The 15,793-nt window shown below is 65.5% G+C and carries 14 protein-coding genes and 1 other RNA gene; all 15 read left to right on the forward strand.

Features of this window, described 5'->3' with window-relative positions; translation table 11 throughout:
- Positions 1-65: 65 nt before the first annotated feature.
- The 15 genes from rsmI to ftsA all read left to right on the forward strand — a co-directional run bounded on the left by rsmI (position 66) and on the right by ftsA (position 15,748).
- The gene (gene rsmI / locus B0E50_RS10170; RefSeq protein ID WP_077441086.1) at positions 66-893 is read left to right on the forward strand and encodes a 16S rRNA (cytidine(1402)-2'-O)-methyltransferase; all 828 of its coding nucleotides are present in this window, start codon (positions 66-68) and stop codon (positions 891-893) included.
- A 26-nt stretch (positions 894-919) separates the two neighbouring features.
- An RNA gene (rnpB, locus tag B0E50_RS10175) (RNase P RNA component class A) lies at positions 920-1,286 on the forward strand.
- Between the two features lie 314 nt (positions 1,287-1,600).
- Entirely contained in the window at positions 1,601-2,047 is a 447-nt protein-coding gene (mraZ, locus tag B0E50_RS10180; protein ID WP_077441087.1) for a division/cell wall cluster transcriptional repressor MraZ, read from the forward strand.
- A 42-nt stretch (positions 2,048-2,089) separates the two neighbouring features.
- A complete protein-coding gene (rsmH, locus tag B0E50_RS10185) occupies positions 2,090-3,043 on the forward strand; it encodes a 16S rRNA (cytosine(1402)-N(4))-methyltransferase RsmH (protein WP_077441088.1) in 954 nt (317 codons plus the stop codon).
- Between the two features lie 5 nt (positions 3,044-3,048).
- Positions 3,049-3,309, forward strand: coding sequence for a cell division protein FtsL (ftsL, locus tag B0E50_RS10190; RefSeq protein WP_168170861.1), 261 nt, complete (start codon positions 3,049-3,051; stop codon positions 3,307-3,309).
- Entirely contained in the window at positions 3,309-5,126 is a 1,818-nt protein-coding gene (locus tag B0E50_RS10195; protein WP_077441090.1) for a penicillin-binding protein 2, read from the forward strand. Before ftsL ends, B0E50_RS10195 begins: the two co-directional genes overlap by 1 nt.
- Positions 5,123-6,628, forward strand: coding sequence for a UDP-N-acetylmuramoyl-L-alanyl-D-glutamate--2,6-diaminopimelate ligase (locus B0E50_RS10200; protein ID WP_077441091.1), 1,506 nt, complete (start codon positions 5,123-5,125; stop codon positions 6,626-6,628). Before B0E50_RS10195 ends, B0E50_RS10200 begins: the two co-directional genes overlap by 4 nt.
- A complete protein-coding gene (gene murF / locus B0E50_RS10205; RefSeq protein ID WP_077441092.1) occupies positions 6,625-8,007 on the forward strand; it encodes a UDP-N-acetylmuramoyl-tripeptide--D-alanyl-D-alanine ligase in 1,383 nt (460 codons plus the stop codon). The genes B0E50_RS10200 and murF overlap by 4 nt, the downstream gene beginning before the upstream one ends.
- Positions 7,997-9,097, forward strand: a complete 1,101-nt coding sequence (gene mraY, locus B0E50_RS10210) for a phospho-N-acetylmuramoyl-pentapeptide-transferase (protein WP_077441353.1) — start codon at positions 7,997-7,999, stop codon at positions 9,095-9,097. The genes murF and mraY overlap by 11 nt, the downstream gene beginning before the upstream one ends.
- On the forward strand, positions 9,097-10,335 hold the full coding sequence (gene ftsW / locus B0E50_RS10215) for a putative lipid II flippase FtsW (RefSeq protein ID WP_077441093.1): 1,239 nt from the start codon (positions 9,097-9,099) through the stop codon (positions 10,333-10,335). Before mraY ends, ftsW begins: the two co-directional genes overlap by 1 nt.
- A complete protein-coding gene (gene murG / locus B0E50_RS10220) occupies positions 10,332-11,405 on the forward strand; it encodes an undecaprenyldiphospho-muramoylpentapeptide beta-N-acetylglucosaminyltransferase (protein ID WP_077441094.1) in 1,074 nt (357 codons plus the stop codon). The genes ftsW and murG overlap by 4 nt, the downstream gene beginning before the upstream one ends.
- On the forward strand, positions 11,402-12,841 hold the full coding sequence (gene murC, locus B0E50_RS10225; RefSeq protein WP_077441095.1) for a UDP-N-acetylmuramate--L-alanine ligase: 1,440 nt from the start codon (positions 11,402-11,404) through the stop codon (positions 12,839-12,841). The genes murG and murC overlap by 4 nt, the downstream gene beginning before the upstream one ends.
- A gap of 5 nt (positions 12,842-12,846) precedes the next feature.
- On the forward strand, positions 12,847-13,788 hold the full coding sequence (locus tag B0E50_RS10230) for a D-alanine--D-alanine ligase (protein WP_139350846.1): 942 nt from the start codon (positions 12,847-12,849) through the stop codon (positions 13,786-13,788).
- Positions 13,785-14,519 (forward strand): cell division protein FtsQ/DivIB, encoded by a 735-nt coding sequence (locus B0E50_RS10235; protein ID WP_077441096.1) that lies wholly within the window; start codon positions 13,785-13,787, stop codon positions 14,517-14,519. The genes B0E50_RS10230 and B0E50_RS10235 overlap by 4 nt, the downstream gene beginning before the upstream one ends.
- Entirely contained in the window at positions 14,516-15,748 is a 1,233-nt protein-coding gene (ftsA, locus tag B0E50_RS10240; protein WP_077441097.1) for a cell division protein FtsA, read from the forward strand. Before B0E50_RS10235 ends, ftsA begins: the two co-directional genes overlap by 4 nt.
- The last annotated feature ends 45 nt before the right edge of the window (positions 15,749-15,793 follow it).

Here is a 15,793-nt window from a genome sequence, read left to right on the forward strand (position 1 = left end):
TCATGGTCGTCAATGCGCGATCATAGCGGATTGGATTGTCGCCTCGTGGTGCAGGAGTTCCCGAAATGTCATCAGTTCAGCCAGGCTGTCTGTGGGTGGTTGCCACACCGATCGGTCATCGTGATGACCTGTCTGCGCGCGCCATCGAGACTTTGCGCGCAGTCACGGTGGTCGCTGCGGAGGACACCCGACACAGCCGACCCTTGCTGGTTCATCACAATATCGACACGCCCTTGATCGCCCTGCACGAGCACAACGAGCGTGAGGCGGTAGAGACGATTGTGAGGCGACTGCAGGGCGGCGATTCGGTCGCGCTGATTTCTGACGCCGGCACGCCGCTGATCAGTGACCCGGGTTTTCGCCTTGTGCGTGCCGCGCGTGTCGTCGGTGTTCGCTGCATTCCCGTGCCAGGTGCCTGTGCGGCAATTGCCGCACTATCGGTGGCGGGGCTGCCCAGCGACCGCTTTGTGTTCGAGGGTTTCCTGCCGCCGAAGGCGGCGGCACGGCGCAGCCGTTTGCAGGAACTGGCCGGCGACGCGCGCACGGTCATCTTCTATGAGTCGTCGCATCGCGTGGCCGAAAGTCTGGCCGATATGCGCGATGTCTTTGGTGCCGAGCGTGAAGCCGTGCTGGCGCGCGAACTGACCAAGATGTTCGAGACAGTGCTTGGCGAGCCGCTGGCGGAACTGGCCGCACGGGTCGCAGCCGATCCGGACCAGCAGCGCGGCGAATGCGTGATCCTGGTCGCGGGTCGCGGCGAGGAGGCCGATGCCAAGCTTGCCGAAGGTCAGCGCATCTTCGCGATCCTGCGCGAGGAACTGCCGCCGGCCAAGGCGGCCAAGATGGCCGCAGCGATCACTGGCGCGCCGCGCAAGCTGCTCTACGAGGGCTGAGGCCTGCGTAGGGTACAATCGTCAGTGGAGTCGGCCGGGCAGTCGCGTCGCACGCAAGTGCATCGAGGAAAGTCCGGGCTCCATAGGGCAGAGTGCCAGGTAACTCCTGGGCAGCGTGAGCTGACGGCCAGTGCAACAGAGAGCAGACCGCCGAACGGCATCTCCGGATGCGCGTGGTAAGGGTGAAAGGGTGCGGTAAGAGCGCACCGCGTACGAGGCTAACGTCGTACGGCACGGTAAACCCCACTCGGAGCAAGACCAAATAGGGGAACGATAACGCGGCCCGCGTTGTTCCCGGGTAGGTTGCTGGAGCCAGACGGCGACGTCTGGCCGAGAGGAATGACTGTCGCGTCGCAAGACGTACAGAACCCGGCTTACAGGCCGACTCCACCTATTCCGAACATCCCCCGCGCGGTGACATCCGCGTCGGGGCGATGTGTGGAATGCGCGGGATGAACACAGATTCATCCCCGGCTTGCCCGAAACCCGCTGAAACCTCGGGTCAGATGCTTTTCTGGCGCAAGTGCTGAAATAAAAAATCCCCTGCTTTCAAACACCTTGAAGAGGTTTATGAGAAAGCGCTGGAATTACAGTCACAACTTCGCCTTTCTCTTTGATTCACAAGCGATTTCCCTTGACAGTCTCATGGGGCGAGATTATCGTGGGTTCCGGTGTGAAATCGTGGGTTTTAGTGGAGTTATCTGACCGTGTTCCAGGGCGAAACCGCCATCACCGTCGACGACAAGGGCCGCCTGGCCATTCCGACCGCCTATCGCGAGTTGGTGTCGGGCGAGTGCGGCAATCGTCTGGTGATCACCTACAACCCGTTCGAGCAGGGCTGCCTCTGGCTGTTCCCGCATGCCGAGTGGGAGCAGGTGCGTGATCAGATCAATGCATTGCCCAAGGTCAAGAAGGTTCATCGTGACTTGCAGATGAAGATCGTCGGTGCCGCAGCGGTGGTCGAGCCCGATGGCGTGGCGCGCATCCTGCTGCCGGCCAGTCAGCGTGCGACCACGGGCATCGAGAAAAAAGCGGTGCTGCTGGGCATGGGCAACAAGTTCGAGCTGTGGAGCGAACAGGCTCATCTGGCCAAGATCCGCCAGACCATCGGCGAAGACGAAATCAGTGACGACATGGCGGATCTGCGCCTGTAAGGCGCGGATGCCTTGACGGTGGGACGGGAGCGGGAGTGCAGCATGGCCGAGCAGTTGCGGCATATCCCGGTGATGCTGGGTGAAGCAGTGGAGGGTCTGTCCGTGCAGTCTGACGGGCGTTATCTCGATGGTACGTTCGGACGCGGTGGCCACGCCCGCGCCGTACTGTCGCGCCTCGGCCCCGACGGCAGGCTGCTGCTGATGGATCGCGACCCGACTGCGATTGCCGCCGCGCAGGCCGAATTCGCCGACGACCCGCGGGTGTCGATCCGCCATGCCAATTTTTCCACGCTGGGCGAGTGGGACGAAACGGCGGCCGGCCTCGACGGCGTGCTGCTCGATCTCGGCGTGTCCTCGCCGCAGCTCGACGAAGTCGCGCGTGGCTTCAGCTTCATGGCGGATGCGCCGCTGGACATGCGCATGGACACCACGCAGGGCGAGAGCGCTGCGGATTTCCTGGCGCACGCCGACGAGCGCGAAATCGCCGATGTGTTGTGGACCTATGGCGAGGAGCGCCACAGCCGGCGCATCGCCCGTGCGATCGTCGAGGATCGCACCACCACGCCGTTCACCCGTACTGGCCAGCTGGCTGCGCTGATCGAGCGCGTGGCGGGTCGCCGCGAACCGGGCAAGCACCCGGCCACGCGCAGCTTCCAGGCACTGCGCATCCGCGTGAATGGCGAGCTGGATGCGCTGCAGCAAGGTTTGAATGCCGCGCTGGAACGGCTCAAGCCCGGCGGCCGCTTGTCGGTGATCAGTTTTCATTCGCTGGAAGACCGCGCGGTGAAGCTGTTCATCCGCGATCACTCCGGCCGCGTTCAGAACAGCCGGCGCGGGCCGCCGGTGCTAGCGGTGCCGGCGCGCCTGGTGGCGGTCGGCAAGGCGCAGTTCCCGTCGGATGCGGAGATCGCGGTGAATCCGCGCTCGCGTTCGGCCGTGCTGCGCGTGGCGGAAAAGTTGGCCGACCAGGGACAGTCGCAGGGAGGGCTCGCATGAAGGTGATCGGCGGCCTGTTCATGCTGATCCTGCTGGCGGCCGTGCTGGCCAGTGCGCTCGGCGTGGTGTGGACGCGCCACGAGAGCCGGGTGCTGTTCGTCAACCTGACCGCGCTGCAAAACCAGCGCGACGAATTGAATATCGAGTACGGCCAACTCGAACTGGAGCAGGCCACCTATGCCGAGCCGCGACGTATCGACGATGAGGCGCGCCAGCGGCTGGGCATGGTCGATCCGCGCCCGCAAGACATCAGGTTGCTGCACTGATGGGCTGGCGCGATCACAGCACGCCCTCGCGGCAAGGTCGCCGTCACCATGCCGGTCCCAGTGCGCGCAAGCGCATGGTGGTGGTGGTGGGTCTGCTGGGCCTGGCTTCGCTCGGTCTGATCGCGCGTGCGTTCGACCTGCAAGTGGTGCGCAAGCAGTTTTACCAGCGCCAGGGTGATGCGCGTTTCCTGCGCGAGATGGAGATCAAGGTGTCGCGCGGCACCATCTTCGACCGAAACGGCGAGCCGCTGGCGGTATCGACGCCGGTGATGTCGATCTGGGCGAATCCGGCCGAGGTGCTGGACAACGCCGAGCGCATTCCGGCGCTGGCCAAGGCGCTGGGTGCTGATCCGGACACCATCAAGCAGTATCTCGAGCAACGCACGGATCGCGAGTTCGTCTATCTGCGCCGGCAGATGTCGCCGGCAGCGGCGCAGTCCGTGCTGGACCTGAATGTTCCCGGCATCAACGGCCAGCGCGAGTTCAAGCGCTATTACCCTTCCGGTGAGGTGACCGCGCACGTGCTCGGCTTCACCAATATCGACGATCACGGCCAGGAAGGCCTGGAACTGGCCTACGACGACTGGCTGGCCGGCAAGCCGGGTGCCAAGCGCGTGATCCGCGATCGCATGGGGCATGTGGTGGAGGACGTCGAGCAGGTGCGTGCGCCGAAGCCGGGGCAGAATCTCACGCTCAGCATAGACCGACGCATCCAGTTCCTTGCCTACAACGAATTGAAGAGCACGCTGGAGAAGTCGCAAGCCGATTCCGGTTCGATGGTCATCCTCGACGTGAAAACCGGCGAAGTGCTGGCGATGGTCAATCTGCCGACCTACAACCCGAACGCGGTCACCGGCAGCCAGCCCAGCCAGCGGCGCAACCGCTCGATGACCGACGTGCTCGAGCCGGGCTCGACGATCAAGCCGATCCTGATGGCGGCGGCGCTTTCCAGCGGCAAGTACACGCCGACTGGCCCGCTGATCGATACCACCGGCGGCCACTGGTTTTTCCAGGGTCACGACATCCACGACACGCACAACTACGGATTGCTGTCGCCGACCGGTGTGATCACCAAGTCGAGCAACGTCGGCGCCGCGCACATCGCCATGACGCTCGACACGAATCTGATGTACGACACCTACCGCGCGTTCGGGTTCGGCAACAGCACCAACAGCGGTTTTCCCGGTGAGGCCTCCGGCTATATGCAGGTCGGGGTCAAGTGGCGGCCGCTGGAAAAGGCGATCCTGGGCTACGGCTACGGTCTCAACGTGACCGTGCTGCAGCTGGCCAACGCCTACGCGACGATTGCCGATGGCGGTGTCATGCATTCGCCGACCTTCATCAAGGGCGGCGACAACGATGCCAAGGTGATCATCGATCCGCAGATCGCGCACGAACTGGTCGGCATGCTGGAGACCACCACCCAGCCGGGCGGCACCGCGGCGCCGTATGCGTGGATCGCCAATTACACGGTGGCCGGCAAGACCGGCACTGCGCACAAGGCGAGCGTGGGCGGTTATTCGAAGGACAACTACGGCGCCGCGTTCGCCGGTATGGTGCCGGCGACCAATCCGCAGCTGGTCGCGGCGGTGGTGGTCGACAATCCTCGCAAGGGCAGTTACTACGGCGGCCTGGTGTCAGGGCCGGTGTTCGCCAAGGTCATGGCTGGTGCGCTGCGCCTGCTCGACATCCCGCCCGACAACATCGGTCGCTGGTACGTCGGCGGCCCCCTGCAGTCCCCGGACGGTCTGACCGGCAGCAAGCCGCCGACCGCACCGAACATCGAGGATGCGCCGGGCGAGGATGCGACGCCATGAGTACTGGCCACCTCGATCAACTGCTGCTGGGGATTGCCGATGCGCAGATAGCTGCTATGCCGGGCGTTGGCCACATCGTGTTGTCCGGGTTGACGCTCGACTCGCGCCGCGTGCGCCGCGGCGACGCTTTTTTCGCACTGCGTGGTACGCAGGGTCATGGCATCGAGTTTGCTGCTGGCGCAGTACTACGCGGCGCTCAGGTGGTGCTGGCCGAAGCGCCGGTCGTCGAGGCGCCGCCGCTCGACGTGCCTTTGCTGTGGATCGATGACCTGCATGCCCAGGTCGGCGAAATCGCCGCGCGTTTCTACGATCGCCCCGCCGAGGCCATGCGTGTGGTCGGCATCACCGGCACCAATGGCAAGACTTCCTGCGTGCAGCTTCTCGCGCAGGCGCTGAGTTTGCTCGGTCATCGCGCAGCGACCATCGGCACGCTTGGCGCCGGCCTGCACGGCCAGCTGCGCGAAGGCGAGCGCACCACGCCCGACGCCGTGACGGTCCAGGAATTGCTGGCGGAATTCCGCGAGGCCGGTGCCAGCCATGTGGCGATGGAAGTGTCGTCGCACGCGTTGCAGCAGGGCCGCGTGGCGGCGGTGGATTTCGAGGTGGCAGCCTTCACCAATCTCACCCGCGACCATCTGGACTATCACGGCAGCATGGAAGCGTATGGCGCGGCCAAGGCGAAGCTGTTCGCATGGCCGGGGCTGCAGGCTGCGGTGATCAATATCGACGATGCGTTCGGGCGTGAACTGGCAGCGCAGCTGCCGTCCGGCGTGAAGCCGCTGCGCTTCAGCACGGCCGGTGGTGCCGAGGCCGAAATTGCCGCCAGCGCCATCGTCACGTCGGCGGAAGGGCTGTCGTTGCGCCTGCGCACGCCGTGGGGTTCGCAAGTGCTGAACAGCCATCTGCTGGGTCGCTTCAACGTGGCGAACCTGCTTGTCGTGGTGGCTTGCCTCGGTGCGCTGGGTGAGCCATTCGAACGCATCGTGACCGCGGTCGAGCAACTGCAGCCGGTCAGCGGCCGCATGAGCCGGCTCGGCGGACGGCAGGGTCGGCCGCTGGTGGTGGTCGATTACGCGCATACGCCGGACGCGCTGGAGCAGGCGTTGACTGCCGTGCGGGCGCATTGCACGGGCAAGCTGATCTGCGTGTTCGGTTGCGGTGGCGAGCGCGATGCCGGCAAGCGCCCGCTGATGGGTGCCATCGCCGCAACGCTGGCGGACGTCGCGATCGTCACCGACGACAACCCGCGTGGCGAGGATGGTGATGCCATCGTGGCGCAGATCGTCGCCGGCATGACGGCATCGCCTGCGATGACGGTCGAGCGCGATCGCGCCACCGCGATTGGCCAGGCGCTGCAGATCGCGCAGCCAGGCGATGTCGTGCTGATCGCCGGCAAGGGACATGAGACTTATCAGGAAGGCGCGGCCGGCAAGCGTCCGTTTGACGATCTGGCAGTAGCGCATGCAGCGCTGGAACGGATCGGCCGGGAGCCGCGCGCATGATGCCGCTGAGCGCCATTGCCGTGTGGACTCACGGGCAGTTGTACGGCAGTGATGTCGAAGTCACCGGTGTCGGGATCGACACCCGCAAGCTGAAGCCTGGCGATTTGTTCGTGGCCATCAGGGGCGAACGGGTGGATGGCCATGACTATCTGGCCGAAGCTGCTGCACATGGCGCAGTGGCTGCGCTGGTGACCCGCAAGGTCGACAGCGAATTGCCGCAGGTGCTGGTGGATGACACCGGGTTGGCGCTGGGCGATCTGGCCAGTGCGGTGCGTGCACAGCGTGACACTCGCGTGGTCGGCATCACCGGCTCCAACGGCAAGACCACCGTGAAGACGCTGGTCGCATCGATCCTGTCGCGGCATGGCCGCACGCATGTCAGTGCTGGCAATTACAACAACGAGCTAGGCCTGCCGCTGAGCCTGCTGGCGATGCCGCAGGACGCCGAATACGCAGTCTTCGAGATGGGCGCAGGCAAACCGGGTGACATTGAGTATCTGGCTGCCATCGCGCGGCCCGATATCGGCCTCGTCACGCTCATTGCGCCGGCGCATCTTGAGCGGATGGGCAGCATCGAGGGCGTGGCCGAGACCAAGGGGGCGTTGTATCAGGCGCTGCCGGCTGACGGTATCGCGATCATCAACGCCGACGACGGCTTTGCCAGTTTCTTCGGTGGCCTCGCCGGTGCGCGCAAGCGGCTGCGCTTCGGCCTCGATCATTCGGCGGATGTCGGTGCGGACATCATCGAGCAGCGTGTCGACGGTTCACGCTTCGTGCTCAGCACGCCAGGCGGCGATGCCGAAGTGGCGCTGCCCTTGCCGGGTCGTCACAACATTGCCAACGCACTGGCGGCAGCGGCGGTCGGTCTGGCCCTGGAGGTGCCGCTGGACACCATCGTCGCCGGACTGGAGGCCGCGGCCGGCGTGGCCGGCCGGTTGCGCCGCGAAGTGACTGCAGGCGGCTGGACGTTGATCGATGACAGCTACAACGCGAACCCGAGTTCGATGGCGGCGGCGATCGATACCTTGCTGCTGGCGGGCGACGAACGCTGGTTGGTACTGGGCGACATGGCCGAGCTGGGCCCGGATGCGCGGGCGCTGCATGCAGGCATCGGTGCCCGTGCCCGCGAGCGTGGCGTCGACCGCCTGTTTGCGGTCGGCCCGCTGGGTGCGGCCACGGTCGAGGCGTTTGGTGCGCATGGCGAACATTTCACGGACAAGCCGGCGTTGATCGCCGCACTGAAAGCGCAACTGCGCGGTGGTGTCACCTGCCTGGTGAAGGGCTCGCGTTCGGCGGCCATGGAGCAGGTCGTGGCGGCGCTTGGCGGCCATCCAGGTCACGCCGACAAGAACAAGGGAGGTGCAGCCGATGCTGCTTGAACTGGCGGACTGGATGGCGCGGCATTTCACTGCGCTGCATCTGTTCCAGTACATCACCTTCCGTACGATCATGGCTGCGCTCACGGCGCTGGCGATGTCGCTGCTGTGCGGGCCATGGCTGATCAATCGGCTGGCTGCACTGAAGGCCGGCCAGGTGGTGCGCAGCGATGGTCCGCAGACGCATCTGGTCAAGGCCGGCACGCCGACCATGGGCGGCGTGATGATCCTGCTCTCGGTCAGTGTGGCCACGCTGCTGTGGGCCGATTTGCGCAACCGCTATGTATGGGTAGTGCTGGCGGTGATGCTGGCGTATGGCGCGATCGGCTTCTACGACGACTACCGCAAGCTGGTGCTGAAGGACAGCCGTGGGCTGGCCAGTCGCTGGAAATATTTCTGGCAATCGGTGTTCGGCCTGGGCGCGGCGCTGTTCCTGTACTACAGCGCGCCGGCGGCGGTCGCTGGCCTGCCGGTGGCGGAGACCGCGCTGTACGTGCCGCTGTTCAAGCACGTGGTGCTGCCGCTGGGGTTGCTGTTCGTGGTGGTGACCTATTTCATGATTGTCGGTTTCTCCAACGCGGTGAACCTAACCGACGGTCTGGATGGGCTGGCGATCATGCCGACCGTGCTGGTCTCCGGTGCGCTGGGTGTGTTCGCGTACCTCGCCGGCAACAAGCTGTTTTCGGAGTATCTCGGTATTCCCTCGATCCCGGGCGCTGGCGAGCTTTCGATCTTCTGTGGCGCGTTGGCCGGCGCGGGGCTGGGCTTCCTGTGGTTCAACACCTATCCGGCACAGGTGTTCATGGGTGATGTCGGTGCGCTGGCGATGGGTGCCGCGCTCGGCTGCGTTGCGGTGATCGTGCGCCAGGAAATCGTGCTGCTGGTGATGGGCGGCGTGTTCGTGATGGAAACCGCCTCGGTGATGATCCAGGTCGCCAGCTTCAAGCTCACCGGCAAGCGCGTGTTCCGGATGGCGCCGATCCATCACCACTTCGAATTGAAAGGCTGGCCGGAGCCGCGGGTGATCGTGCGCTTCTGGATCATCAGCGTGGTGCTGGTGCTGGTCGGTCTTGCCACGTTGAAGGTGCGCTGATGTTCGGCTTCGACACCACCCAGGCAAAACGCCGGCAGGGTCCGCGCGGCAGCTTCGATCTATGGCTGCTGGTTGCGTTGGTCGGGCTGGCCAGCATCGGTGTGGTGATGGTGACGTCTAGCTCGATCGCGGTGGCCGACAGCCAGCATCTGGGCGCGTTCTATTTTCTCAAGAAGCATCTGCTCTTCCTTGGTCTGGGCATGTTCGCGGCAGGCATGGCGATGCGCACCGAGTTGAAGCTGCTGGAAAAATACGCGTTCCCGTTGCTGGCGCTCGCGTTCGTGCTGCTGCTGGCGGTGTTCGTGCCGCACCTGGGCATGCGCATCAATGGCGCCCGGCGCTGGCTGAACCTGCTGGTGACCAGCTTCCAGCCGGTCGAGGCGGTAAAGCTGATCCTCGTGGTGTACATCGCCAGCTACCTGGTGCGCCATCGCGAGAATGTGGAAACGCGGTTCCTTGGCCTGATCAAGCCGATCGCGGTGGCGGGTGTCGTCGTGCTGTTGCTGCTGGCGCAGCCGGACTTCGGCTCGGCCACGCTGGTGATTGCAGTGACCATTGCGATGGTCTGGCTCGGTGGCGCGCGGCCGATCTTCCTGTTCATCATGGGCCTGCCGTTGATGCCGCTGCTGTACATCGCGGCGACCGGCGAGAGCTACCGCATGAAGCGGCTGACCTCGTTCATGGATCCGTGGAAGGATCCGTTCAACGACGGCTTCCAGCTGACCCAATCGCTGATGGCGATCGGGCGTGGCGAGTGGGACGGCGTGGGACTGGGTTCCAGCGTGCTGAAACTGTCCTACCTGCCTGAGGCGCATACCGACTTCATCTTCGCGGTGATCGGCGAGGAACTTGGCCTGGCCGGCGTGCTGCTGGTGATGGGGTTGTTCGCACTGGCAGTGGGCCGCGGCCTGTATCTGGGCCTGAAGGGTGTCGAGATCGGCCAGCGCTTTGCAGGCTATGTCGCCTTCGGTACGTCGCTGATGCTGGCGATGCAGGCGATCGTCTCGGTCGGCGTGAATCTCGGTGCGCTGCCGACCAAGGGACTGACCCTGCCGCTGATCAGCTACGGCGGCTCGTCGATGGTGCTGACCTGCGCGATGGCCGGCGTGCTGCTGCGTGCGACGTTCGAGGTCAACCGTGCGCTGGATGCGCGGCAGATGACCACGCGCATGCCGGCGGCCGTGGCCGCGGTCGATGCGAATGTCGCGGCGCCACCGCGCGAGGCGGTGCCTGCATGACGACACAGGCACCTGTGCTGATCATGGCCGGTGGTACCGGCGGCCACATCTTCCCCGGGCTGGCGGTGGCCGACTGCCTGCGCGCGCAAGGCGTGCCCGTGGTCTGGCTGGGCGCGGCCGGTGGCATGGAAACGAAAGTGGTGCCCGCGCATCGCATCGAGCTGCACACGGTGGCGGTCGGTGGTCTGCGCGGCAAGGGCCTGAAGACCCGATTGCTGGCACCGTTGATGCTGCTGCGCGCGCTGATTGCATCGCTGGCTGTGCTGCGCCAGGTGAAGCCGCGCAGCGTGTTGTCGATGGGTGGCTATGTGGCTGGTCCCGGTGGCCTCGCCGCATGGCTGCTGCGCCGTCCGTTGCTGGTGCACGAACAGAATCGCGTGGCCGGCTTCACCAACCGCAAGCTGGCCGGATTGGCGAAGCGCGTGCTGGCTGGTTTTACCGATGCGTTGCCGCAGGCCGAGTGGGTTGGCAATCCGGTGCGCGCTGCGATTGCAGTCTTGCCCGCGCCGGCACAGCGCATGGCGTCGCGCAATGACAGGCCGCGTTTGCTGGTGCTCGGCGGCAGCCTCGGTGCGCGTGCCCTGAATCTGGCCTTGCCACAGGCACTGGCCCAGCTCACGCCGGAGCAGCGCCCCGAGGTGCTACACCAGTCCGGTACGCGCGGCCTCGACGAGGCGCGCGAGGCATACGCGAAAAATGGTGTCGAGGCACAGGTGGTGCCATTCATCGATGACATGGCCGCCAGTTATGGCTGGGCTGATCTGGTGATCTGCCGCGCTGGCGCGTTGACCCTGGCCGAGCTGACCGCGGCTGGACTTGGCGCCGTGCTGGTGCCGTTCCCGCATGCGGTGGACGACCACCAGACGCGCAATGCAGAAGTATTGGTGGCCGCAGGCGCCGCCGTTGTGATTCAGGAGCGAGATCTGGACGTACAGAATTTGGCTCAGCAGCTGGAATCGCTGCTGGGCAACCGCACGCAGCTGCTGGCCATGGCCGAAGCGGCACGCACGCTGGCCAAGCCCGACGCGGCTGACGTGATTGCCGCTGCCTGCCTGGAGGTGGCCGCATGACGCCGCGTCGCCTGCATGCGCACGAGGATCTGATGAGCACGTTCCGTCGCGTGCACTTCATCGGTATCGGTGGCGTCGGCATGAGCGGCATCGCCGAGGTACTGCACAACCTCGGCTATGCGGTGTCCGGCTCGGATCGTGCGAATTCATCAACGGCACAGCGTCTGCAGCAGTTGGGTATCGACGTGCATGTCGGACATGCCGCTGAACACATTGGCGATGCCGACGTGGTTGTGACTTCCAGTGCGATCAAGCAGGACAACCCGGAGCTGGTCGCCGCTCGTACCGCGCGCATCCCGGTAATCCCGCGCGCGGAGATGCTCGGCGAGCTGATGCGCTTCCGCCGCGGCGTGGCGATCGCCGGCACGCATGGCAAGACCACCACCACCAGCCTCACCGCCAGCGTGCTGGCCGAGGCTGGTTACGACCCGACCTTCGTGATCGGTGGTCAGCTGAATGCGGCCGGCGCGAATGCGCGACTGGGCACCGGTCAGTACCTGGTGGCGGAAGCTGATGAATCCGACGGTTCGTTCCTGCTGCTGTCGCCGGTGATCGCTGCAGTCACCAACATCGATGCCGACCACCTGGAGAACTATCACGGCGATTTCGCCGAGGTGAAAAAGGCTTTCGCCGACTTCCTGCACCGGCTGCCGTTCTATGGGCTGGCAGTGCTGTGCGTGGACGACCCGGAAGTCGCCGAGCTGGCGAAATCCACCACGCGTCGCGTGATGACGTATGGCATCGACACGGCGGATGCCGACGTGCGCGCAGTGAATCTCACCCAGCATGGCTTCGAGATGCATTTCGACCTGCTGCTGCCGAACCGCAATGACGCGTTGCCGGTGAAGCTGAATCTGCCGGGCCGGCACAACGTTTTGAATGCTCTGGCTGCTGCCACGATTGGCTGGCAGCTCGGTGTCGAGGCCGAGGCATTGGCGCATGCGCTCGAACATTTCCAGGGCGTCGGCCGCCGTTTCCATCGGCGCGGCGAGATTGCGCTCGATCAGGGCAGTGCGCTGCTGGTCGACGACTACGGCCATCACCCGCGCGAACTCGCGGCGGTGTTCGACGCTGCCCGTGGTGGCTGGCCGGATCGGCGCCTGGTGGTCGGCTTCCAGCCGCATCGCTACAGCCGCACGCGTGACCTGCTCGACGACTTCGCCAACGTGCTGGCGGAGGCCGATGTGCTGGTGCTGACCGACGTCTATCCCGCTGGCGAGGCACCGATCGCCGGTGCCGACGGCCGCGCGCTGGCGCGTGCGGTGCGTGCACGCGGCAAGGTCGACCCGGTACTGGTCGAGCATCCGCGAGATTTGAAGGAAGCGCTGCCGGCGCTGCTGCGCGACGGCGATCTGCTGTTGCTGCTGGGTGCCGGCGATATCGGCACGGCAGCAGTGGAGCTGGCACAGGCCGGCCATCTGAGGACAGGCAAGTGAGTACCATCGTGAACAAGATCAATGACCCCGCCCAGTTCGGCCGCGTCGCCGTGGTGATGGGTGGCAGCTCGGCGGAACGCGAGGTGTCACTCGACTCTGGCCGCAACGTGCTGGCGGCACTGCGCGCGCGCGGCATCGATGCCCACGCGATCGACGGCATCCCGGCGTTGCTGGATGCATTGCGCGCCGGTCACTTCGCCCGCGTGTTCAACATCCTGCACGGCCAGCATGGCGGTGGCGAGGATGGCGTGCTGCAGGGTGCACTGGAATCGCTCAACGTGCCCTACACCGGTTCGGGCGTGCTGGGTTCGGCGCTCTCGATGGACAAGACGCGTTCCAAGCGCGTGTGGCAGTCGCTGGGTCTTTCGACGCCGACCTTCGTGGCATTGCCGCGTGGTTCGGATGTGCATGCGGCGGCGCAACGGGTTGGTTTCCCGTTGATCGTGAAGCCGGCCTGCGAAGGTTCGAGCGTCGGCGTGACGCGCGTGTTCGCCGAAAAGGACCTGGATGCAGCGGTTGCACTGGCGGCGAAGTACCCGGGCGACCTGCTGATGGAAACCCTGATCGAGGGTGACGAACTCACTGTAGCCATTCTGGGCCGCGAGGTATTGCCCAGCATCCACATCGTGCCGAAGGCTGCGTTCTACGACTACAACGCCAAGTACGTGGCCGAGGACACCCAGTACATCTGCCCGGGCCTGGAAGGCGTGGCCGAGGAAGAGCTGCGCGCGTTGTCGCTGGCCGCGTTCGATGCGCTTGGCTGCGCCGGCTGGGGTCGGGTCGACGTGATGCGCGATCGCAATGGCCGCAACTGGCTGCTGGAAGTGAATACCGCGCCGGGCATGACCTCGCACTCGCTGGTGCCGAAGGCTGCCGCGGTGGCTGGCATCGACTATCAGGAACTTTGCTGGCGCGTGCTGGAAACCAGTTTCCGGGAGGGCGCGTGAAGGGAGCCGTCCGTCTTGTTGCCTGGTGCCTGGCCATCGCGCTGGTCGCGCTGCCGATCGTGGGCGTGCTGCGCGGTTGGTTTGCCGCTGGCCGGTGGCCGGTGACCCAGCTGACGGTGCAGGCCGAGTTCAAGCATGTCAGTCCGGACGAGGTACGTGCGGCCGTGCTGCCGCGCCTGGGCAAGGGCTTCTTCGCACTGGATCTCGATGCCGTGCAGAAGGCGGTAGCGGCGTTGCCGTGGGTGGAATCGGCCGAGGCGCGCAAGCGCTGGCCGGACACCTTGCTGCTGCGCATCTACGAGCGCCAGCCGTTTGCACGCTGGAACGACAAGCAACTGATCAGCCGCCAGGGCCTGGTATTCGACGCGCCGGCAACGGATGACACCGGCAGCCTGCCGAGCCTGCGCGGGCCGGATGCACGACTGGCCGAGGTAGTGAGTTTCTATGCGGACACGCAGAAGGCTTTCGCCGGCACTCATCTGCAGATCACGGGCGTCGCGCTGACCGAGCGTGGCAGCTGGAGCGTCACCACGGCCAGCGGCGCGCAGATCGTGATTGGTGATCGCGAGCAGGCTGGCCATCGCCTGCGCCGCTTCCTGGATGTCTATCCGCAGCTGGTGGCAGGCCATGCCGATGGCTTCGCCTATGCCGATCTTCGCTACACCAATGGATTTGCCGTGCGCTGGCCACAAGCGGCCGCCGCCAACGCTGGAGGTTCGCCCCGCACATGAAGACCCGCAACGACAAGCAATTGGTAGTGGGGCTCGATATCGGCACCTCGAAGGTGGTGGCGATCGTCGGCGAATACGAGCCGGGCGAGCCGATCACCGTGATCGGCATCGGCACCCACGTATCGCGCGGCATGAAGCGCGGCTCGGTGGTCGACATCGAATCGACCGTGCACTCGATCCAGCGCGCCGTGGAAGAGGCCGAGCTGATGGCCGGCTGCGACATCCGCTCGGTGTACGCCTCGATCTCCGGCAGCCACTTGGAAACCCGCAACTCGCATGGCAACGCGGCGATCCGCGACCGCGAGGTAACCGCCGGCGACCTGGAGCAGGTGCTGGAGGCGGCCAGTGCAGTGGCGATCCCGGCCGACCGCAAGGTGCTCTACAAGGAGTCGCAGGAATACCGCATCGACGGCCAGGACGGCATTCGCTTCCCGGTAGGCATGAGCGGCGTGCGGCTGGAGGCAAATGTGCATCTGGTCACCGGAGCGGCTGCGGCGGTGCAGAACATCACCAAGTGCATCCAGCGCTGCGGTCTGTCGGTGGACGAGCTGGTGCCCTCGGCGCTGGCCAGTGCCAAGGCCGTGCTGACCGACGACGAGCGCGAGCTTGGCGTGTGCCTGGTCGATATCGGCGCAGGCACTACCGATATCGCGATCTACACCCAGGGTTCGATCCGCTACACCGCCTCGTTGCCGGTGGGTGGTGACCAGGTCACCAGCGACATCGCCTATGGCGTGCACACGCCGACCGCGCATGCCGAGGAAATCAAGATCAAGTACGCCTGCGCGCAGACCGGACTGGCGCATGCCGAGGAAACCATCCAGGTGCCCAGCGTTGGTGATCGTCCGCCGCGCCGGCTGGCACGGCAATCGCTCGCGCAGAGCGTGCAGGCGCGTTACGAGGAAATCTTCGAGATGGTGCAGGACCAGCTGCGCCGCTCCGGCTACGAGAGCCTGGTCGCCGCCGGCGTGGTGCTGACCGGTGGCGCCTCGAAGATGGAAGGCGCGCTGGAGTTGGCCGAGGAGATCTTCCACAAGATGGTGCGCATCGGCGTGCCGCAGCAGATCGAGGGCCTCGGCGAAGTCGTCTCCAGTCCGTTGCATGCCACTGGCGTGGGTTTGCTGCTGCATGGCGCACGGGCCGGTGGCATGCGCGCCAGCGGGCCGTCTGGCGGCAGCGTCGGTGGTCTCGTCGACAAGTTGCGAGGCTGGATCACCAGGAACTTCTGAGCACGGGCTACTGATTTTTCAGGCGACGCAGGAGGCGTCGCCACG

Origin of the sequence: Rhodanobacter sp. C01, assembly GCF_002001045.1 — a bacterium.
Classification (GTDB): domain Bacteria; phylum Pseudomonadota; class Gammaproteobacteria; order Xanthomonadales; family Rhodanobacteraceae; genus Rhodanobacter.